The 20,489-nt window shown below is 65.0% G+C and carries 16 protein-coding genes; 12 read left to right on the top strand and 4 right to left on the bottom strand.

Translation table 11 applies throughout. The features are described from left to right. Positions 1 to 28 precede the first annotated feature (28 nt). The 6 genes from IVA93_RS02485 to IVA93_RS02510 all read left to right on the top strand — a co-directional run bounded on the left by IVA93_RS02485 (position 29) and on the right by IVA93_RS02510 (position 9,093). Positions 29 to 913, top strand: a complete 885-nt coding sequence (locus tag IVA93_RS02485; RefSeq protein ID WP_018453057.1) for a dihydrodipicolinate synthase family protein — start codon at positions 29 to 31, stop codon at positions 911 to 913. 204 nt (positions 914 to 1,117) lie between these two features. After that, positions 1,118 to 3,442 (top strand): TonB-dependent siderophore receptor, encoded by a 2,325-nt coding sequence (locus tag IVA93_RS02490; RefSeq protein WP_026232450.1) that lies wholly within the window; start codon positions 1,118 to 1,120, stop codon positions 3,440 to 3,442. 63 nt (positions 3,443 to 3,505) lie between these two features. Further along, a complete protein-coding gene (locus tag IVA93_RS02495) occupies positions 3,506 to 4,699 on the top strand; it encodes a PepSY-associated TM helix domain-containing protein (RefSeq protein WP_018453059.1) in 1,194 nt (397 codons plus the stop codon). A gap of 78 nt (positions 4,700 to 4,777) precedes the next feature. After that, complete coding sequence (locus IVA93_RS02500) at positions 4,778 to 6,010, top strand: rhodanese-like domain-containing protein (RefSeq protein ID WP_018453060.1); 1,233 nt, start codon at positions 4,778 to 4,780, stop codon at positions 6,008 to 6,010. Between the two features lie 99 nt (positions 6,011 to 6,109). Continuing rightward, positions 6,110 to 7,354, top strand: a complete 1,245-nt coding sequence (gene serA, locus IVA93_RS02505) for a phosphoglycerate dehydrogenase (protein ID WP_018453061.1) — start codon at positions 6,110 to 6,112, stop codon at positions 7,352 to 7,354. Positions 7,355 to 7,431: 77 nt separating this feature from the next. Further along, positions 7,432 to 9,093, top strand: a complete 1,662-nt coding sequence (locus IVA93_RS02510; protein ID WP_018453062.1) for a tannase/feruloyl esterase family alpha/beta hydrolase — start codon at positions 7,432 to 7,434, stop codon at positions 9,091 to 9,093. Between the two features lie 21 nt (positions 9,094 to 9,114). Here IVA93_RS02510 and IVA93_RS02515 read toward each other — a convergent pair whose 3' ends face one another. Beyond that, a complete protein-coding gene (locus IVA93_RS02515; RefSeq protein ID WP_247337563.1) occupies positions 9,115 to 10,833 on the bottom strand; it encodes an ATP-dependent Clp protease adaptor ClpS in 1,719 nt (572 codons plus the stop codon). A gap of 209 nt (positions 10,834 to 11,042) precedes the next feature. Here IVA93_RS02515 and IVA93_RS02520 point away from each other — a divergent pair, with 209 nt between their 5' ends. The 6 genes from IVA93_RS02520 (at position 11,043) to IVA93_RS02545 (ending at position 17,910) form a co-directional block, all read left to right on the top strand. Next, positions 11,043 to 11,510, top strand: a complete 468-nt coding sequence (locus IVA93_RS02520; protein WP_026232451.1) for a MarR family winged helix-turn-helix transcriptional regulator — start codon at positions 11,043 to 11,045, stop codon at positions 11,508 to 11,510. Between the two features lie 17 nt (positions 11,511 to 11,527). Continuing rightward, on the top strand, positions 11,528 to 12,298 hold the full coding sequence (locus IVA93_RS02525; protein ID WP_018453065.1) for an enoyl-CoA hydratase: 771 nt from the start codon (positions 11,528 to 11,530) through the stop codon (positions 12,296 to 12,298). A 133-nt stretch (positions 12,299 to 12,431) separates the two neighbouring features. After that, positions 12,432 to 14,513 carry a methyl-accepting chemotaxis protein gene (locus IVA93_RS02530; RefSeq protein ID WP_026232452.1) on the top strand — a complete coding sequence of 694 codons (2,082 nt, stop codon included), beginning with the start codon at positions 12,432 to 12,434 and terminating at the stop codon, positions 14,511 to 14,513. Positions 14,514 to 14,637: 124 nt separating this feature from the next. Continuing rightward, positions 14,638 to 15,579 (top strand): dihydrodipicolinate synthase family protein, encoded by a 942-nt coding sequence (locus IVA93_RS02535; protein ID WP_026232453.1) that lies wholly within the window; start codon positions 14,638 to 14,640, stop codon positions 15,577 to 15,579. Between the two features lie 259 nt (positions 15,580 to 15,838). Then, complete coding sequence (locus tag IVA93_RS02540) at positions 15,839 to 17,239, top strand: selenium-binding protein SBP56-related protein (protein WP_018453068.1); 1,401 nt, start codon at positions 15,839 to 15,841, stop codon at positions 17,237 to 17,239. Between the two features lie 77 nt (positions 17,240 to 17,316). Next, positions 17,317 to 17,910, top strand: a complete 594-nt coding sequence (locus IVA93_RS02545) for a hypothetical protein (protein ID WP_018453069.1) — start codon at positions 17,317 to 17,319, stop codon at positions 17,908 to 17,910. 3 nt (positions 17,911 to 17,913) lie between these two features. On the opposite strand, the gene IVA93_RS02550 is transcribed toward IVA93_RS02545, so the two are convergent. Genes IVA93_RS02550 through IVA93_RS02560 form a run of 3 tightly spaced genes read right to left on the bottom strand, consistent with a single transcriptional unit; the run spans position 17,914 to position 20,480 of the window. Then, a complete protein-coding gene (locus IVA93_RS02550; RefSeq protein WP_018453070.1) occupies positions 17,914 to 18,612 on the bottom strand; it encodes a DUF1045 domain-containing protein in 699 nt (232 codons plus the stop codon). 18 nt (positions 18,613 to 18,630) lie between these two features. Further along, positions 18,631 to 19,824, bottom strand: coding sequence for an alpha-D-ribose 1-methylphosphonate 5-triphosphate diphosphatase (locus IVA93_RS02555; RefSeq protein ID WP_018453071.1), 1,194 nt, complete (start codon positions 19,822 to 19,824; stop codon positions 18,631 to 18,633). Next, positions 19,821 to 20,480 (bottom strand): LbetaH domain-containing protein, encoded by a 660-nt coding sequence (locus tag IVA93_RS02560; protein WP_018453072.1) that lies wholly within the window; start codon positions 20,478 to 20,480, stop codon positions 19,821 to 19,823. The genes IVA93_RS02555 and IVA93_RS02560 overlap by 4 nt, the downstream gene beginning before the upstream one ends. Positions 20,481 to 20,489: the final 9 nt, after the last annotated feature.

Consider the following 20,489-nt stretch of genomic DNA (forward strand, 5'->3'; position numbering starts at 1 on the left):
CCGAAGCCACAGCAACGGATGGTGTGTGATGACGGAGGCAATTCGCGGGTTCTGGGTGGCTTCGGCGACGCCGCTGGCGACGGACGGCAGCGTGGACTCCGCCAAGCTCGCCGCCCACGGCAAGCAACTCTTCGGTAAGGGCATCGACGGTGTCGTGCTGTTCGGCACCACCGGCGAGGGCACCTCGTTCAATGTCGCCGAACGCGTCGCGACCATCGAAGCCGTGCTCAAGGCCGGCGTTGCGCCGGACCGAATTGGAATCGGCGGCGGCTTCCCCGCGATCGGCGACAGCATCGCATTGACGCGTGCCGTGCTCGGTCTCGGCCTGCGTCACGTGCTGTATCTGCCGCCTTACTTCGACCGAAGCGTCAGCCCTGAAGGCATCGAGGATGCCTTTGCGGCGATCCTCGACGGCGTCGCCGACGATCGCCTGCGTGCCTACCTCTATCATATCCCGCAGATCTCGGGTGTCGCGATCCCGACCGGCGTCGCCGCGAATTTGCGCAAGCGCTACGGCAAGGTCGTTGCGGGCCTGAAAGACTCTAGCGGCGACTTCAAGCAGTTCCAGGCGTTCCGTGCCGCCGCTCCCGAGCTCGCCATCACCGTCGGCAACGAGGTTGACATCACCCGCGCGATCGCCGCCGGCGGTGCCGGCACCATCTGCGGCATGGCCAACATCGCGCCGGAGCTGGTCAAGGCAATGATCGACGGCAAGGATGTCGAAGCACGCATGCAGGCTGCCGTGGACATCGTGGTGAAATCACCATCCTTCCTCACGACGCTGAAAGCCATCCTCGCGGCACAGACGGGCGACGCGAGCTGGCTACGCGTGCGGCCGCCGCTCCGGGCCTTGTCCGACGGCACCGCGCTCAAGCGCAAGCTCGACGAGCTGATGGCTCCCGCGATCGCGTGAGATCGCGGGAAGCCGCGACACGTTGCCGCGAATTCGCGCGCTGCGTGTCGCGGTCGCTGCGCAATCCATCGAGGATTGTCGAATAGCGATCAAAGCCTAGAACCATTCAACACTAGAGCGATTCAAGGCCGCTTGCGGTTCTCTTCACGAACAACGGCTGTTAGACGCGCCAGCTTCTGCGTCTGACTTGGAAGTGAATCGAAAGTGCGTGCTCATCTGGATGGCCAGCGCGTCAGCGGCCGTCGAACTCCTGCCGGCACGAGCTGCGCAGTCCTCCTCATTGGAGCAGCCGTTCTGCTCGGCGCACCTTCCTTCAGCGCGACGGCCGCCCAAGCGCAATCGGCTCTGCCGCCGGTGACGGTCGAGGCGCCGGCACCGCGGCCGAAAGCGGCGCGTGCATCGGACCAGTCCCCACGCCGCGCTCAGACCGCCGCGCGCCAGCGCAATCGCAATCCCGCACCCGCAGCGCCGACGCTCTCGGAGCGCGCGGCCGCGGAAGCCGCCGCGCAACAGGCCGCCAAGCTCGGCTACCGCGCGATGCCGAGCGCGACCACGCTGCGCAGCGGCGCTTCGCCGCTCGATACGTCGCAGGCCGTCAACGTGGTGCCCGAGCAGGTGCTGAAGGACCAGCTCCCGCGAAACATCGACGACGCGCTGATCAACGTCAGCGGCATCACCCAGACCAACACGCTCGCCGGCAGCCAGGACGCGGTCATCCGCCGCGGCTTCGGCGACAACCGCGACGGCTCGATCATGCGCAACGGCATGCCGCTGGTGCAGGGGCGCAGCTTCAATCCCGCAGTCGAAAGCGTCGAGGTGCTGAAGGGGCCGGCCTCGCTGCTCTACGGCATCATGGATCCCGGCGGCATCGTCAACACGATCAGCAAGCGGCCGGAGCTGTACCAGCACGGCTCGGTTACGCTGCTTGGTTCGGCCTTCAGTGCTTCCAAGACCGGCGCCGACGGCTTGCTCGACATCACCGGTCCGATCGGTGATCAAGGCCTCGCCTATCGCTTCATCGGCTACAGCGTCAGCGAGGATTACTGGCGGAATTTCGGCCGCCACCGCGAGATGCTGGTTGCGCCGTCACTGGCCTGGTATGGCCAGGACACCACGGTGCAGCTCAACTACGAGCATCGCGAGTTCATCTATCCGTTCGATCGCGGCACGGCGTTCAATCCGGTGACGAAGGCGCCGCTGGCAGTTCCCACGACGCGCCGGCTCGACGAGCCCTTCAATAACACGTGGGGCACGTCGGACCTGATCCAGGCGTCGGTCGAGCACCGTTTCAATCATGATTGGAAGCTCTACGCCGGCTACAGCTACAACACCGAGACCTTCAGCGCCAACCAGCTTCGTATCACCGGCATCAACTTCACGACAGGCGCCGAGACCCGCAGCAACGACGGCACGCAGGGTTCGCTCAGCAACGCCAGCTATGGAACGTCCTATATTTCAGGCGGCTTCTGGCTCGGCGACATGCGCAATGATGTGGTGTTCGGTGGCGACGGCCAGTATCGCACCATCTACCGGGACAATCTGATCCGGCAGATAACGCCCGCCTTCAATGTCTACAATCCCGTTTACGGCCTGATCGGGCCGGGAACGACGGTGTCCAATCCAGACAGTGCGCAGACCGACAAGCTCGGCCAGTGGTCGATGTTCGTCCAGGACACGTTGCATCTGACAGAGCGGTTCGCCTTGGTCGGCGGCGTGCGCTACATGGACTACGACCAGATCGCCGGGCGCGGGAAGCCGTTTGTCACCAACACCAATGTGTCCCAGGACAAGGTGCTTCCGCTCGGCGGCGCCATTTTCAAGCTCACCGACCAGATATCGCTCTATGCGAGCTATACTGAATCGTTGAAGCCGAATTCGACCATTGCGCCGATCGGCGTCACGATCGGCTCCAACGTCGCGCCGGAAGAAGGCGTGTCATACGAGACGGGCGTCAAGTTCGATTTGAACAAGCGCATCTCCGGCACGCTGGCGCTCTACGATCTCGACAAGAAGAACGTGCAGACGACGAAGACGAACAGCGCAGGCGTGGTAGAACTCCACACCGTGGGCCGTGCCCATTCGCGCGGTGTCGAGTTGGACGTCACCGGCAGGATCACCGATAGCTGGGCCTTGATCGGCAGTTATGGCTACACCGACGCCCGCGTGACGGCATCCGAGGACATCACGCTGCTCGGCAGGAAGTTGCAGAACGTCGCGCTGAACACGGCCTCGCTCTATCTGGTCTATGACTTCGGCACAGCCCTGCCGGGTCAGCTCCGCCTCGGCGGCGGCGCGCGTTATGTCGGTGATCGTCCCGGCGATTCGATCAACTCCTTCTTCCTGCCCTCTTATGTGGTCGCCGATATTTTCGCGACCTATGAGATGAAATACCAGAACACGCCGGTGATCTACCAGCTCAACGTCAAGAACCTGTTCGACACTGTCTACTATCCCTCCGCCGTCAATAATCTGAACGTCGCCCTCGGCGACGCGCGGCGGGTCTCGCTGTCGGCGACGGTGAAGTTTTAGCGATGGGCATGTCGCGCAGGGACGCCCTTCGGATGATCGCGCCGAGCAGGAGGGCTCGCGCCGATGCGTGAGTCCTGGCGCGCGATCAAGGCCGCTCTGCTTCATGTCCATTCCATCGCGGGCCTCGTGCTGGCGCTGCTGCTCGCCGTGATCGCACTGACCGGTGCGATCATGAGTTTTGAGGACGAGATCGTCGATCATCTCAACGCCGGCATCATGCAGGTCGCGCCGCGCCAGGCACCGGCGCTGATGCCGGACGAACTGGTTGCGCGCCTGACTGCGGCGCAGGACGTCGGCAAAATCTCCGCCGTGACGCTGGCGAGTGATCCGTCCGCCGCGGTGCATGTGCGCTTCGCCCGCGACGAACGAGGCGCGCGGCCGTCCTCGCTCTATGTCGATCCCTATGACGCGCGCGTGTTGGGCACACCGGACGGCGAAGAGTTTTTCGCGACCGTGCGCAAGCTTCATCGCTGGCTGTTGATTCCCGGCGATGCCAAGGGCTGGGGGCGCCAGATCACGGGCGTGGCCGCGCTCGGCCTGATCGTGATGCTGATCTCGGGCCTCGTGCTGCGCTGGCCGCGTCGTGCAGGCAGCGTGAAGATGTGGCTGAAGCCGAATCTCGGGCTCAGTGGCCGCGGTCTGCATCGGTCGCTGCATGCGGTGATCGGCACCTGGGTCCTGCCGGTCTATCTGGTGATGACGTTCACCGGGCTCTGGTACTCGTTCGACTGGTACAAGGATGGCGTCGTCTGGTTGCTGTCGCGCCCGCAGATCGCCGCGGCGAAGATGCAGCCCAAGATGCCCACAAAGGCGTCGCGTGCTGCCGGTGTCAGCGAGACGGCACAGCCGATCGGCTTTGATCGCGCGTGGGCCGCCTTCCTGCACGAAGAGGGCGGCCGTTTCTCCAAGGCGTTGCTGACGCTGCCCGCCGGTCCGGGCACGGTGATACGGATCCGCTCCTGGGGGAAAGACTCGACCCTCGACACCACCCGTGACGAATTCCGCGTCGATGCCATCACAGGCCAATTCGTGTCTGCGGAGCGTTATTCCGATAAGACCCTCGGCGAGAAGACCATCGCGAACGTGCTCGATATCCACCGCGGCGCATTTCTGGGCTGGCCCGGCAAGCTCGCGTTCATGCTCGCGGCTGTGCTGATGCCGCTGTTCGCGGTCACCGGCGTTTTGCTTTATTTGTCGCGTCGAAAGCTGAGGCGGCTGGCGCAGCCACGGCTCGGGCGGCTCGTTCCCGGCGAATGAACGGGCTGCCGCAAAGGCTAGCCAACACTTCTGCAATCGTTCAAAAGCCCATGGCCAATCCTCGTCAGGGTTTACGCCATGAAGATCACCACCGTCACTCCCGCCGACATCCGCCGTGCACTGCTGCTCCGCGAGGAGATCGCGTTGCTTGATCTCAGGCACGAGGCTGGTTTCGCGACGGGACATCCGCTGTTCGCCGCCAACATGGCTGCCGATCGGATTGCGATCGAAGCGGACGTCAGGCTGCCGCGCAAGAATGTGCCGATCGTGCTCTATGATGACGGCGAAGGGCTCGTCACCGCGGGTGCCGAGCGGCTGGCCGCGCTCGGCTATACCAACGTCCGCGCGCTCGATGGCGGACTGAAGGCCTGGCGCGACGCGGGCTATCAAATGTTCGAGGACGTCAACTCCTACTCCAAAGCCTTTGGCGAGCTGGTCGAGTCGCGTAGGCACACGCCCTCGTTCAGTGCCGACGAGGTGGCAAAACTCATCGCGGACAAGGCCAACATTGCCATCCTCGACGTCCGCCGCTTCGACGAATATGCTACCATGAACATTCCGGGCTCGGTCAGCGTGCCCGGCGCGGAGCTGGTGCTGCGGGCAGGACAGGCGGCACCCGATGCCGACACCACCATCATCGTCAATTGCGCCGGCCGCACCCGCTCGATCATCGGCACCCAATCGCTGATCAATGCCGGCGTGCCGAACAAGGTCCGGGCGCTGCGCAACGGCACCATCGGCTGGACGTTGGCGCGGCACACGCTCGACCATGGTGCTAACAGGCGTGGCGCGATCGGGTCGTTCGAGGGCGGCCCGGCCAATGCGCGCGACGTCGCCTATCGCGCCGGTGTCCGCCATATCGGCGCGAGCGAGATGGCTGCGCTTGTCGCGCAGACCGATCGCACGCTCTATCGCTTCGACGTGCGTGACGCCGAGGGATATGCCGCAGGCCATCTCCCGGGCTTTCGCCACTATCCCGGCGGACAGCTCGTCCAGGAAACCGACATGGCCGCACCGGTGCGCGGCGCGCGTATCGTGTTGACCGACGATAAGGGCGTCCGCGCCGACATGACGGCGTCCTGGCTCGCGCAGATGGGCTGGGAGGTCTATGTGTGGGAGGGCGGCTATGACGGCGCGCTCGAAATCGGTCCGCCGCACGTCCTGCCCAAGCCCGACCCCGCCCACCGCTACCGCCGCCCCTATGAAGGCACCGGCGTCGACGAACGCGCGATGCAGGCCTATCTCGACTGGGAATATGGCCTGGTCGAACAATTGCGTCTGGACGGGACGCACGGGTTTTACGTGATCTGACGACCGCTCCGCCATCTTCTCCCCGTATCCGAACCCTATTGTGCTGCGCATCCCCCGCGGTCTATGAGCTGCGGCGAAGCTGTGACCCACGGAGATTTCATGTCAGTCCCAGGCCGAAGCCCTGAGCGGAGCGCGAAGGCGCTGCTGCTCGAAGGCGTCAATGACAGCGCCGTGGACCTGTTCAGAACGGCGGGTTTCACCAATGTCGAGCGCCTGACCAAGGCGCTGGACGGCGAGGATTTGCGGCGGGCGCTCAAGGGCGTGTCGCTGCTCGGCATCCGCTCGCGCACCCAGATCACCGATCAGGTCCTGGAAGCGGCCGACCAGCTTCTCGCCGTCGGCTGCTTCAGCGTCGGCACCAACCAGGTCGATCTGCTGGCGGCGCGCAAGCGCGGCATTCCGGTGTTCAACGCGCCGTTCTCCAACACGCGCAGCGTCGCCGAGCTCGTGATCGGCGAGATCGTGATGCTGCTGCGGCGCATTTTCCCGCGCTCGGTGTCGGCCCATGAGGGCGGCTGGGACAAGTCGGCGACCGGCAGCCGCGAGGTGCGCGGCCGCACCCTCGGCATCATCGGCTACGGCAATATCGGCTCGCAGCTCTCGACCCTGGCCGAGGCGATCGGCATGCGCGTGATCTATTTCGACCGCACCGACAAGCTCCGCCACGGCAACACCGAGCCAGTCGAGAAGCTGGAGGAGCTGCTCGCGCAGAGCGATGTCGTCAGCCTGCACGTGCCGGAGACGCCGGAGACATCAGGGATGATCGGCGAGAAGGAGCTGCGGGCGATGAAGCCCGGCTCCCTTCTGATCAACAACAGCCGCGGCACCGTCGTCGATCTCGATGCACTGGCGGGGGCTCTGCGCGACGGCCATCTCGCGGGTGCCGCCATCGACGTGTTTCCGGTCGAGCCGTCCTCGAATTCGGACCGCTTCAACAGCCCGGTGCAGGGCCTCGGCAATGTCATCCTCACGCCGCATATCGGCGGCTCGACCGAGGAGGCGCAGGAGCGCATCGGCGGCGAGGTGGCGCGCAAGCTGGTCGACTTTTTCATCACCGGATCGACCACGGGCGCGGTGAATTTTCCGGAAGTGCAGCTGCATCTGCGTCCCTCCGGCGCGCGCTTCAGCCACGTCCATCGCAACGTGCCCGGCATGCTGCGCCGGCTCAACGAGGTCTTCCTCCAGCGCGACATCAACATCGCTGCGCAGTATCTGGAGACCTCCGGCGACCTCGGTTACGTCGTGCTCGATGCCGACCTCGGCGGCCAGGATTCAGGCGCGCTGCTCCAGCAGATCCGCGCCCTCGACGGCACCGTCGGCGCGCGGCTGGTGTTTGAGCACTAGCACTGCATTGACGAGCGGCCGCAGGGCGCCTTGAATGCGGCCTGCTGACATAACGAACAGAAACTCAGGGGGAAACGATGGCGCAAATCCATGTGAAGCTGTGCGCATTGCTGGTGGGCGCAGCGGGCGCGCTGGGCGCGAATTCCGCTTCAGCGGTGACGCTGACTGAGGATGCGGACACTGTCTGCAAGGGCCTCGTCGGCGGCGCTGACGCCGTGAAGGTGGATTCGGCGACGTTGCTGGCGCCGTCGCAACTGGCCGTCGCCGAACGCGGCCCGACGCCGTCGGGGCGCGTCACGCCCGCCAATCCCGGCTTCTGCAAGGTGCTCGGCCACATCGATCCCACCGATCCCAAGGCGCCGCCGATCAAGTTTCAGGTCAATTTGCCCGTCGAATGGAACGGCCGTTCGCTGCAATATGGCGGCGGCGGATTCAATGGCGTGCTGATCACGGGCCTGGCGCTGCCGCCGGCCTATCCCTTCGACAAGCCGTCGCCGCTCGCGCGCGGCTTCGTCACCTACGGCACCGATTCCGGTCACGAGTCCAAGCCGGGCGAGCCGCCGCAGCTGTTCGCGCTCAACGACGAAGCCTTCGAGAATTTCGCCCATCGCGCCTACAAGAAGGTGCGCGATGCCGCCGTCGCGCTGATGCAGCGCGCTTACGGCAAGGCGCCGGAGAAAATGTACTTCATGGGGTCGTCCGAAGGCGGCCGCGAAGGCCTCACCATGGCGCAGCGCTACCCTGATGATTTCGACGGCATCTTTGCTCGCGTGCCCGTCATCAACTGGGTCGGCCTGCAGCATGCCGGCACGCGTTCGGGGCTCGTGACCATGGGTGATGGCTGGATCAATCCGGCGCAGGTGAAGCTAGTCGGCGATGCCGTGCGGGCCGCTTGCGACAAGGCCGACGGCTCCGATGACGCGCTGGTGCAAGATCCCGTTTCCTGCAAGGCGGCCTTCAAGGTGGAGACGCTGCGTTGCGCGAGCGGCAAGACGGGCGATCAGTGCCTCACCGACGCACAGATCAAGGCGATCGAGACCTTGCATGCGACCTACAAATTCCCGTTCGCGCTCGCCAATGGCCTCGACGATTATCCGGGCTGGGGCGTGTCGGGCGAGGACACGCCGGCGGTCGGCCCGACCGGCGGCTGGGTCGCGTGGTGGCTTGGCACGGCGCCTCCCGCGCAGCCGCCCGCGCCCAATAATGGCATCGCCTGGATCTACGGCGCCGGCGGCATCCAATACGTGTTCGCGCGCGATCCCAAGCTCGACGTGACGACGTATAAGCCCGAAGCGCACAAGGCGCGGCTGCTCGAGGTCTCCAGCCTGATGGATTCCACCGACCCCGACCTCAGCCGCTTCCGCGCTCGCGGCGGCCGGCTGATCATGCTCGAACATATGGCGGACTACGCGCAAAGCCCCTATGCCGGCATCCGCTATTTCGAGAACGTCGAACGCAAGGTCGGCAAAGCCGAGACGGCCGAGTTCGCGCGGCTCTACACCGCGCCAGGGGTCGACCATGTCGGCTCCGGCGCGCCGGCCAATGTCGACATGCTGAGCGTGCTGGTCGACTGGGTCGAAAAGGGCAGGGCGCCCGGCGATCTGGAAGTTACCGAGCAGAAGGTCGAGGCGCCGTCGTTTGCGACGCTTCGCGCGCTGCCGCTGTGCCGCTGGCCGGCCTGGCCGCACTACAAGAGCGGCCCAGTGACGGAGGCGTCGAGCTTCATGTGCGCGCCGTAGCAGGCGCGCCACTTCGGAGCGTCACCCGGTGGCCATTGCCTGCGCGCCGCCGAGCAGCTGCGCGTTAAGCCGGCCGCCGGAGAACAGCATGTCGTCAAGCGCCTCGTCGATATCGGCCGAGATCACGGTGTTGCCGCCGTCCCGCGCGATGCTTCCTTGCGCCAGCCGCCGCATCAGCTCCTTGATGAAGGCGCAACTCGTGCCCTCGCTGCGTCGGGCAGCCTCCGCGATCACGGCCCCCTCGAGCGGCAATCCCCTGCCGTAGAGCCGGACCAGCTTGCCGCGGCCGGTCTCGTCTGGCAGCGGCACTTCGATGGCTTGATCGATGCGGCCGGGGCGACCCGCGAGAGCTCCCTCGAGGTCCTCCGGCCGGTTGGTGGTCAGGACGAACAGGATGTCGGCGTCTTCCTTCAGCCCGTCCATCTCGTTGAGCAGCTTGTTCAGCATGGATTCCTCACACGGCCCCATGTCATCGCGGTCGCGGGCGATGAGATCGACATCCTCGATCACCACCATCGACGGCTGGAGCAACCGTGCCAGGCTCATATAGGCGCCGAGCAGACCGATCTGCTCGGCCGTGATGATCAGCGTCGTATGCCCGGGCAAATGCGTTGCGAGATAACGGATCGTGTGGGTCTTGCCAGTGCCCGGCGGCCCGTACAGCAAGATGCCTTTGCGTGTCGATTGACCCAGCCGGCGCAATTGGTCTCGGGTGTTGACGAAGGTCAGAACGTTGCGATCGAGCAGCCGCAGGGTCTGCTCCGGCAGGATCACCTCGTCGCGCGCGACCTGCGGCAAGCGATGCACCGTGATGCCGCGCGAGCGACCGCGATAGTCGGAATCGGCATCGAGCGACAGGATCTTGCCGCGATAGGTCCGCGCAGCCTGTACGGCTTCTTCCAATTCACTGAAGCATTGCTGGACGAGAGCCGCGCCTGCGGAACCTGAGGGTACCAGGATTTCGATCCGAATTCCGGGCTCGCGACTGTATTCGCGGTGTGCGCAGAGCAAAACCGCATAGCGGAGATGATCCTGCTCACACAGCCACAGCCCGTTATCCAGACACTTGACCGGGCTCTTCTCGCCTACGTCGACGTCGGAATATTGCAGCGGGGCAATCGCGATCGCATAGCGGCCCTCCTTGAGCAGTCGTGGAATCGACAGCGTTTCGTAGCGCTGCTCCTCGTTCAGTCCCACCAGCCGGATGGCCTTGCCGAAGAGCCGGTCGACGGCGGCCTGGAGATCGACCCGCATGTGGCCGGGAAATTGGCGGATCGTGGTCACGAGTTTGCTGCGCGCAGTGCTGGCAAGGTGCCAATCGAGAATGTCGCATGCAAAGTCGAAATTCTCCTCTCGCTCGTTCGAGGGCTCATCCGCCGCACGCATGCATTCGCTGCACAGCCAGACCGTGCGGCTGCCGATACGAACGTCGGTCTGTCCCTCAGGCTTGCCACAGAGTTCGCAAGGACTCTTGACCGCCTCTAGCGTGACCTGCAGTTGGTGGCCGGCCAATTCGATGGATTGTTGCGCAGATTTGAAAAGGGCTTCGGCAACCGATTGCGGGTAAGGTCCGCAAACCGCTTTTTCCTTCTGCTCGATCTGGGTGATCAGCGCGGTCGCTTCACGGTCTGATTTGCCGAAAACCTGCCGAAGCAGATCCATCACGAATTGGTCCGGCGTATCATCGTCATTATGAATTATGAGCTGGGTCGGCTGGTTCTCGCCACGCATACTGTTCATCACGAAAGGCCTCCGGGACAATCTATGATTGAATAGAACGAATAGAGAACATAAAGGGAAGCGGCCGTCAAGCGTGACGGCGGCGGCTAATTGCGATTGGTGGGTGAGGTCCTGGTGCGCCGGGGCCGCCCTGTTCCTCGACGACTGCCGCGGCACATGTCCAGCTGCCGTCCTTTGACAATCTGATCCGCCTCGATTATCTATTTCGCATGCGAAATAAAGACGAGGGCGCGAGACACCATCGGTTGATCTACCTGTTGAGCGTGGCGCAGCGGCGCGTGCAGCGCTGGATGGCGGCGCAGCCTTCGAGCGAGGTCACGCCGGCGCAAGCGGGGCTGCTGTTCATCCTCGGCAAGCAGAACGGCGTCCTGATGGGTGAGGTGGGCGCGGCGCTCGACATGGGGCCGGCCGGCATCTCGGGGCTGGTCGACCGTACGGCGGCGGCTAAACTGGTCGAGCGGCGCGCGGATCACGAGGATGGTCGCGCCTGGCGCGTCTGGCTGACGCCGAAGGGGCGGACGGCACTGGCGCAGGCGAAGGCCAGCGCGGCACGGGTCAACGCGGCGTTGACGGACGGATTCACCAGTGCGGAGATCGATATCGTCGCGCGCTGGCTGACCAGCATTCAGGACAAGTTTCCAAGACAGCTTTCAACAGAGCTTTCTAGAGATCCATAGGAATAGAGGAGAGACCCATGACCGAGCACGTCCGGATCCGGAACGACGGCGGAATTCTCACGCTCACGCTGGCACGCCCCGACAAGAAGAATGCGCTGACGGATGCGATGTACGGCAAGCTCGCCGATGCCATCGAATCAGCCGAGCACGATCCGTCGGTCCGCGTGATCCTGATCCGCGGCGAAGGCGACATGTTTACCGCCGGCAACGATGTCGGCGAGTTCGCGGCGGTCGCGGCGGGCAAGTCGGAAGGAAGCCGCAACGTCGTGCGCTTCATCCAGTCGCTGGCGCGCTGCTCCCGGCCCTTGGTGGCCGCGGTGCAGGGCCGCGCCGTCGGCGTCGGCACCACGATGCTGCTGCATTGCGACCTCGTCGTGCTTGCCGCCAACGCGCAATTGTCGACGCCCTTCGTCAGCCTCGCACTGGTGCCGGAAGCAGCTTCCAGCCTGCTGATGCCGGCGCGCATCGGCTATGCGCGGGCCTACGAGATGTTCGCGCTGGGCGAGACGGTGCCGGCCAAATCCGCGCTGGAATGGGGGCTCGCCAACCGCGTCGTGCCGCTCGACAAGCTCGATGCCGAGGCGCTCGCGCTGGCGCAGCGTCTTGCCCGTCAGCCGGCCGGCGCACTCACCGCCACCAAGAAGCTGATGCGCAACGGCGAGACGCTGGTCGCGCAGATGAATGCCGAAGGCGAGCAGTTCGGGCTGCGCCTGCGCACCGCTGAGGCGCGCGAGGCCTTCACGGCGTTCGCGGAACGCCGCCCGCCGGATTTCACCAAGGTTGCGTGATATCCGGGACTGCGCTGAGGCTCGTCGGGCCGGAAACTCACGCCCATTCGATTAAAACCTTAACGGAACATTGGCATGTCGCGGGCAAGGTGGCGCTCGAAAGAATAGGCCCCCGACCCAGGCCCCCGACACCATGGCAATGTTTAAGAAATCGGTAAGTTCGCTCCTTCTGACCTTGATGGCCCTGCTGGCTGCGGGTGCGCTGGCCTCCACGGCGATCCAGATGGTTGGGGCGTTCGGCCGCTATAGCGACAGCCTCGAGACCGCGCGGCTTGCCGCGGCCGACAAGGCGATCTTCCATGGCGTGCTGGCGCTGCGCAACAATCGCGGCGATGCCCAGAGCGCGATCCTCGGCGAGGATGATCCGCGAGCAAAACTCGAGGCGGCGGAGAAGGCCGAGCAGGGCGGCTATGACGCCATCGGCGCCGCGCTCGCCACCGTCGATTTCGCCCGCCGCGACGAACTCGCTGGCACATTGAAGCAGGGCTGGAGCGCCGCCGCGCCGCAGTTCCAGCTGTTCTACGACGAGGCCAAGCGCCCGCGCGCGGAGCGCAAGATCGAGCGCACCAACTCCTGGTATGATGGCGTCACCAAGGTGATCGAAACGGCCAACCTCGCTTCCACCGCGGTGTCGAACCGCGCCTGGATGGACGACCCCTTCATCGCCCGCATGATCCAGGTCCGGCGCTTCGCCTGGCAGGTGCGCGATCGTTATGGTATCCATTGTTCGTCCCTTCGCTCCAACGTCAACGCCAGCAAGCCGCTCGACGACGCTCAGAAGCGGTCAGTGGCGCAATGGGATGGCACGATCGCCTCCGGTTGGGCGGGCATGGCCGAGTTGCTGGCCGCGCCCGGCGTGGCGGCGGAGCTGGTGACGGCAGCGGCGGACGCGAAGGCCAAGACCGACGGTGCCCTCAAGCAGATCGGCGACCTCACCAAGAATTTCGACGGCAGCGGTAAGCCCGCGATGCCCGCCGCGGAATGGAATACGCTGTGTCAGTCACCCTTTGCGTCCATCGTCGCGGTGGCGAACAAGGCGCTCGACCAGTCGATCGTCCGGGCGGAAACGGTGCAGGCCAAGGCGCTCACCAATCTCGTCGTGCAGTCGCTCGCGTTCCTGCTCGCGCTGGCCGTGACCCTGACCGGCGTGTACGTGGTGCGCAATCGCCTGATGCGCCCGGTGCGCGCCATCCTGGACGCGATCGCCAAGATCAGCGCCCGCGACTACGCGACGCCCGTCCCGCAATCCAGGTATCCCGACGAGTTTGGCACCATGGCGGCCGCACTCGAAAGCCTGCGCGAGAGCGCGGCGACCGCGGAACGCCTGGGCCAGGAGCGCGAATCGCAGCAGGCGCTCCAGCTCGCCCGCTCCGGCACCGTCGATGCGGCCTGCCGCAGTTTCGACGACACCGTGCAAGCCGTCATTCACAGCGTTGCGGCGTCGACCAAGGAGCTCGATGCCACCGCGACTGACGTCCGCTCACTGGTTTCGGAATCGAGCAGCCAGACCGCGGCGGTCTCCTCCTCCGCCGAGCAGGCCACCAACAATCTCGAGACCATCGCAGCGGCGACCGAAGAACTCTCGGCGTCCGTCGGCGAGATCTCCGCGCAGGTGCAGGCCAGCGCCCGCGAGGCCCGCGAAGCCGTGTCGCAGGCAGCGCAGACCAATGCGACGGTCGAAATCCTCGATCAGACCGCTGGCCGCATCGGCGAGGTCGTGAAGATGATCAACGCCATCGCAGGGCAGACCAATCTCCTGGCGTTGAACGCCACCATCGAAGCCGCGCGCGCGGGCGAGGCCGGCCGCGGCTTCGCCGTGGTCGCCGGCGAGGTCAAGAGCCTCGCTTCGCAGACGGCGACGGCGACGGAAGAAATCTCCCGCCAGGTCGCGGAGATCCAGGGCGCGACGGGCCAGGCGGTCGCGGCCATCCGCGCGATCGGCGGCGCGATCAGCGGCATCGACGAAAAGATGACGGCGATCGCGGCAGCGGTCGAACAGCAGCGTGCGGCCACCACCGAGATCTCCCGCAACTTCCAGCAGGCCGCGCAGGGAACCCGCGAGGTCACCGACACCATCGGCAGCGTCGCCAGGCTGAACCAGGAGACCGGCAATGCCGGTTCGGTCCTGTCGGTGTCCGTGACGAAAATGTCCGCCGACGCCGATCGTCTCCGCGTCGCGGTCGAGGGCTTTTTGGGCGCGGTGAGGACCGCATAGCTTCGACAATCTTCCGTCCTTACGTCGCGCGATCGGCATTGCCGCCGATGCGCGCGGCGGGTACATCTGTGGCGCTGTGCGAGCGTCGCGGCAGATGTAAGAGATATCAGGGATGGAGAGTTCGATGCCGGTCACGCCCCACCACAAGGCCCAGCGCCCCTATCGCGGCGTGTTCCCGGTCGCACCCACCATCTTCGACGAGCGCGGCGAACTCGACCTTGAGGGACAGCGTCGCTGCATCGATTTCATGATCGACGCAGGCTCGAACGGTCTGTGCATTCTCGCCAATTTCTCCGAGCAGTTCGTGCTCACGGATGCCGAGCGTGAGACCGTGATGCATGCGGTGCTGGAGCATGTCGCGGGCCGCGTTCCCGTGATCGTCACCACCACGCATTTCAGCTCGGCCGTCTGCGCCGCGCGCAGCCGGCAGGCCGAGGCGGCCGGTGCCGCCATGGTCATGGTGATGCCGCCCTATCACGGCGCCACCTTCCGCGTGCCCGAAAAAGGCGTCGTCGAATTCTTCAAGGTGCTGTCGGGCGCGATCAAGATTCCGATCATGATCCAGGATGCGCCTGTCGCCGGCACCCCCCTGTCGGTTGAGCTACTCGCGCGGCTGGCGCGCGATTTCGCCAACATCCGTTATTTCAAGATCGAGGTGCCGGGCGCGGCTGCAAAGCTGCGCAGCCTGATCGACGCCGGCGGCAGCGATATCGAGGGTCCCTGGGACGGCGAGGAAGCGATCACGCTGCTCGCCGATCTCGATGCCGGCGCCACCGGCGCGATGACCGGCGGCGGCTATCCCGACGGCATCCGCCAGATCGTCGATCCCTATTTCGCCGGCAAGCGTGAAGAGGCCAAAGCCGCCTACGAACGCTGGCTGCCGCTGATCAACTACGAAAACCGCCAATGCGGCCTGATCGCCTGCAAGGCGATGATGCAGGCCGGCGGCGTGATCAAGTCGGACACGGTGCGGCATCCGCTCCAGCCGTTGCACCCGGCGACGCGGGCCGGGCTGCTGGAGTTGGCCAAGGAGCGCGATGCGCTGGCGTTGAGGTGGGGGAAGTAGCGCAACGCTGTCGTCCCGGCGAAGGCCGGGACGACGCTGAGTGTGAGGTGCGCACCCCTGGCCTGATCCCGCCAGCTTCCATCTGGCTGAAGGCGTCGAATTAACGCGGTTCGGGCGGTTTCCCGCAGCCCGGCGATGACATATTGTACGCTCGCCAACCTGGCCCGCGGAGCAACTCAAGACATCGCGCAACAGCTCTTCATTATGCCGCTATTCCGAACCAGGTTGGTGCGAACCAACGAAACAGGGAGGCAGTGCCATGACGATGAGGCCGGATCCCACCTTTCACGCATCGCCCAAGCTTGCGATGGAAGCTCCTGCGGAGAACTTTGCCTACACGTTGCTGCTCAGTCCGGATTTCTCGAAACCGGATGCTCTCGCGGTGATCGACGCCAAGCCGGGATCGCCGACCTACAGCCAGATCGTCCACACCGTGACGATGCCCAACAAGGGCGATGAGTTTCATCACTTCGGCTGGAATGCCTGCTCCTCCGCCTTGTCGCCGCTCACTGGGCATGCCTTCATCGAGCGGCGCTATCTCATCATCCCCGGGCTGCGCTCGTCGCGGATTTACATCATCGATACCAAGCCCGATCCGACCAAAGCCAAAATCCACAAGATCATCGAGCCCGAGGAAGTCTTCAAAAAGACCGGCTATTCGCGGCCGCACACCATCCATTGCGGGCCGGACGGCGTCTATGTGAGCACGCTCGGCGGCGGCGGCAAGGACGGCACCAACGGGCCTCCAGGCGTCTTCATCATGGATTGCGAGACGTTCGAGGTCCTTGGACGATGGGAGATCGACCGCGGTCCGCAGACGCTGCACTATGATTTCTGGTGGAACCTGCCGCGCGACTACATGGTGACGAGCGAATGGGCATTGCCGCCGCAGTTCGAGAACGGGATCGTCCCGGAAGATCTGCTGGCGAACAAATATGGCCATCGTCTCCACTTCTGGGATCTCCGCGCCCGTCGCAACGTGCAGACCATCGACCTCGGCGCCAATCATCAGATGGCGCTGGAGGTACGGCCGGCGCACGATCCGGTTCGCGAATACGGCTTTGTAGGCGTTGTGGTCGACACCACGAATCTCGAAGCCTCGATCTGGACCTGGTGGCGCGAAGGCGGAAAATTCCATGCGGAGAAGACGGCGACGATCCCGCCCGAGCCTGCGCCAAAGGAGAAGCTCCCGCCGCTGCTTCAGGGCTTTGGCGCCGTGCCGCCGCTGGTGACCGACATCGACCTGTCGATGGATGATCGTTTTCTCTATGTCTCGTGCTGGGGCACGGGTGAAATGCGCCAGTACGACGTGAGTGATCCGCGAAAGCCGAAGCTTGCGGGCTCGGTTCACATCGGCGGCATCGCGCGCCGCACCCCCCATCCGAACGGCAAGGCATTTGCGGCCGGTCCGCAGATGGTCGAGATCAGCCGGGACGGCAGGCGGGTGTACTGGACCAATTCGCTCTATTCCACCTGGGATGACCAGTTCTATCCCGATGGCGTTCCGGGTTTGGAAGTCATGGCCAATGTCGGTCGCAATGGTGGCTTCGAGCTCGACAAGAACTACTTCGTGAGCTTCCCCGACGGATATCGTGCGCACCAGATCAGGCTGGAGGGCGGCGATTGTTCGACGGACTCCTTTTGCTACCCGTCGGCCTAGATTGGGCACACGCGAGCCTCGGCTGGCTGTGGCTCGCTCTTGTTGCGAGCGGTCTCTATCACGGGGTCAATCCGGGAATGGGCTGGCCGCTCGCCGTTTCGGCCGGGCTCATGGACAAGAGCCCGCGCGCGCTCTTTCGTGCGTTGTGGGCTCTGGCCGCCGGACATCTCCTGGCAACGCTTCTCGTGCTGCTGCCATTCGCGTTCCTGCTCGTGCTGGCCGAGTGGCAGCGTTCGATCCAGCTCGGCGCGAGCCTTTTCGTCATCGGCTTCGGCGTCTATCGGCTGGTCGAGCGGCGCCATCCGCGCGCGCTGGCACGAATTCCGCCGACGCAATTGGCGCTCTGGTCATTTGCCGTTGCCATTGCTCACGGCGCCGCCTTGATGCTCGTGCCGATCTATCTCGGGCTCTGCCAGGCCTTCGAACTCGATGCCGGCCATGAGGCCGCCGGCGCGCTGATGAAGGCGAGTCTCGGGATGGCGGTTCTGGTGTCTTTGGTGCACGTCGCTGCCATGGTCAGCGCCGGCGGATGTCTGGCGTGGCTGGTCTACCGCCATCTGGGATTGAGGTTCGTCTCGCGAAGCTGGTTCAATCTGGATGTAATCTGGGCCACCAGCCTCATTCTGGTTGGCGTTGTGGCCTTCGGCTTCAATCTCGCGAGCTGGCACTGACACTTACTGGGTCAAAGCCCACTCGCCGATGATGCGGAAGCGAGCCTTGGCGTGGTCCTGTTTGAACAGCGCGACGCGATCGATCGCAAGCGTCTTGAGGCCGAGCGCAGCAAACCTTCCCTGCAGCATTTCCAGAATCGGCCCGCGCCGCTCCACGTCGAGCCGGCCCGTCAACGTCATGTGGAAACGGAATTCCTCCATCACGTAAGGATAGCCCCAGCGGTCGAGATAGTGGCGCTGCCGTTCGCTCAGCTTCTCCGGCTTGCGCCGCGCACGGTCTTCCGCGCTCAGCGGCGCGCGGAAGGAGTCGAAGTCGCGCGCGCAATCGGCGGCGAGCTGCTGGAGTTCGCCGACCGGCTCCCCGGGAATGACGGCGATGAAGCCGCTGATGGAATCGACGACCGGGCGGATCACCGGAATTGCGCGTGCCCTGCCGGCGAATGTCGCGCAGGCCGCAACAAGCTCGACCTCGCGCCTGTCGGACGCCAGCGCCATCGGCGCCTTCAGCGTGGCGTGAAAGCCGTATTTGCGGGGATCGGCGGTGACATCACGCCAGTCCGGCGCGAGACGCGATGCGTCGGCGGGAAACGGCAGCTCGTTGCCGGTATAGGCATCGTAGCCGAGCAACTCCGCGCCGAAGCGGGTGAGCGCGCTGTCGCTGCCTGCGGCAAAATAGATCGCGTAGCGGGGGAAACTCGTCATCGTCCGAGCATAGCGGGTTTATGCCGCGGCGACAGCTTGGCGCGGGGTAGCTGGCATGCCAAGCAACCGCGTCGCCTCGGTGAGATGCACGAGCTTGCCGCCTGATATCACGGCGATCAGCCGCGGCCGCAGCGGCATGCTGTCGTCGACCAGCAGAATGTCCGCGCGCCGGCCTTCCGCGAGCACGCCGCGATCTGCAAGACCGGTCGCGCGCGCGGGCGCGGCGGAGACCAGATTCCAGGCCTCGGTCAGCGGCAGCACGCCATCGGCGGCGAGCCGGAACGCAGCGAGCAGCTGCGCGGGATAGTAGTAGTCCGAGGCCAGAACCGAGCAGAGCCCTTTGGCGATCATGTCGGATGCCCTGGTCCAGCCCGTGTGGCTGCCTCCGCGCACGACGTTCGGCGCGCCGTAGACGATGGCGTCACCGTGGCTTGCTGCCGCCCGCGCTGTCTCCTCGTTGATCGGAAACTCCGCAATCGCCACGCCCATGGCGCGAAAGCCTTCGCGCATCGCCGGCGTCGCATCATCGTGCGAGAGCATCCGCACGTCGGCGGCGCGGGCCGTCGCGGCCAGCCGTGACACGGAAGCCGGCACATCCGCGGCGCGGGACATTATGTGTCCGACCAGCCGGTCGAATTCCTCGCTCGACAGGCCGGTGCGCTCCACCATGCGATTGCGCTTGCGCGGCTTGGCCATGTCCCCAACCGTGCCGTCCATGTGGTCGTTGAAGGCGAACAGGTCGACGCGGCCCTCAGTGAGCCATTGGCTGATCTCGGTTTCGGCGTCGAGATTGTAGGTCTCGTGGCGCAGGTGAAAGCGGGTGTCGGCGGCGAATTGCGGGCGCTGCCGTTCGATCGCCTCCATCAGGCTGCGCGCATTGCCGGCGCTGCGCAGGCCCGGCTCCCACGAACAGGTCGTGGCGTGAAAAACCGTGGTGATGCCGTTGCTGATCGCCTGGCGGTCGCTGTCGGCGAGCGCGACGTCGATCGGGAAATCGACCCCGGCGCGCGGCATCATCTGTCGCTCGAAGGCATCGCCATGCAGATCGACGATGCCCGGCAGGACCAGCAGATCGCGCGCCTTGATCGCCAGCCGCGCCCGGCTGCGCGAGGCATTGATCTCTGCGATGTCCGTTCCGGACACGAGAAGCGACGTTTCGGCGAACTCGGAGCCGATCAGGGCCCGCCCGCCCTCGAGGAATATGTCTGTCACGCGACCGCGCTTCGTTTGCTGGCAGAAGAGGGTGCCCCTGCTTCGTATGCCGTGAGGAAATCCTCAATCCCGAGCTTGCGGAAATTGGGCAGGGCTTCACGCAACTTGTCGTGATCCCAGTCCCACCAAGCGAGCCTCGCAAGCCGCCCCGCAACCTCTTCCGAGAACCGCCGGCGCACGATGCGCGCCGGATTGCCGGCGACGATGGTGTAGGCCGGAACGTCCTTGGTGACGATGGCGCCGGCCGCGATCACCGCGCCGGTGCCGATGTTGCGGCCCGGCAGAACGATCGCGCCATGGCCGATCCAGACGTCATGGCCGATATGGACGTGATGCTGGCGCCGCCAGTCGAAGAATTCCGTGTCGTCGCTCTCGCCTTCGAAATAGGCGCTCGAACGATAGGTGAAGTGCGCCTGCGTGGCGCGTTGCATCGGGTGATTGCCCGGATTGATCCGTGTCATCGCCGCGATCGAGCAGAATTTTCCGATGGTGGTGTAGGTGATCTGGGCGTCGTTCACGACATAGGAGTAATCCCCCATCGTCACCTCGTGCAGCATCGTGCGCGCGCCGACCTCGGTGTAGGCCCCAAGCCTGGCGTCGTGCAGCTTCGCGGAGGGATCGACAGTCGGCTGGACCGAAAGAGCTTTGGCGGCCATGTTGAATCC

Source organism: Bradyrhizobium sp. 155 (genome assembly GCF_023101105.1).
Lineage (GTDB): Bacteria > Pseudomonadota > Alphaproteobacteria > Rhizobiales > Xanthobacteraceae > Bradyrhizobium > Bradyrhizobium canariense_D.

Coding starts and splice junctions, on each gene's coding strand:
- IVA93_RS02520 (WP_026232451.1), top strand. CDS start 11,043: ATGCGAAATAAAGACGAGGGCGCGAGACACCATCGGTTGATCTACCTG.
- IVA93_RS02535 (WP_026232453.1), top strand. CDS start 14,638: ATGCCGGTCACGCCCCACCACAAGGCCCAGCGCCCCTATCGCGGCGTG.
- IVA93_RS02550 (WP_018453070.1), bottom strand. CDS start 18,612: ATGACGAGTTTCCCCCGCTACGCGATCTATTTTGCCGCAGGCAGCGAC.
- IVA93_RS02495 (WP_018453059.1), top strand. CDS start 3,506: ATGCGTGAGTCCTGGCGCGCGATCAAGGCCGCTCTGCTTCATGTCCAT.
- IVA93_RS02560 (WP_018453072.1), bottom strand. CDS start 20,480: ATGGCCGCCAAAGCTCTTTCGGTCCAGCCGACTGTCGATCCCTCCGCG.
- IVA93_RS02545 (WP_018453069.1), top strand. CDS start 17,317: ATGGGCTGGCCGCTCGCCGTTTCGGCCGGGCTCATGGACAAGAGCCCG.
- IVA93_RS02485 (WP_018453057.1), top strand. CDS start 29: ATGACGGAGGCAATTCGCGGGTTCTGGGTGGCTTCGGCGACGCCGCTG.
- IVA93_RS02530 (WP_026232452.1), top strand. CDS start 12,432: ATGGCAATGTTTAAGAAATCGGTAAGTTCGCTCCTTCTGACCTTGATG.
- IVA93_RS02540 (WP_018453068.1), top strand. CDS start 15,839: ATGACGATGAGGCCGGATCCCACCTTTCACGCATCGCCCAAGCTTGCG.
- IVA93_RS02525 (WP_018453065.1), top strand. CDS start 11,528: ATGACCGAGCACGTCCGGATCCGGAACGACGGCGGAATTCTCACGCTC.
- IVA93_RS02515 (WP_247337563.1), bottom strand. CDS start 10,833: ATGAACAGTATGCGTGGCGAGAACCAGCCGACCCAGCTCATAATTCAT.
- IVA93_RS02500 (WP_018453060.1), top strand. CDS start 4,778: ATGAAGATCACCACCGTCACTCCCGCCGACATCCGCCGTGCACTGCTG.
- IVA93_RS02510 (WP_018453062.1), top strand. CDS start 7,432: ATGGCGCAAATCCATGTGAAGCTGTGCGCATTGCTGGTGGGCGCAGCG.
- serA (WP_018453061.1), top strand. CDS start 6,110: ATGTCAGTCCCAGGCCGAAGCCCTGAGCGGAGCGCGAAGGCGCTGCTG.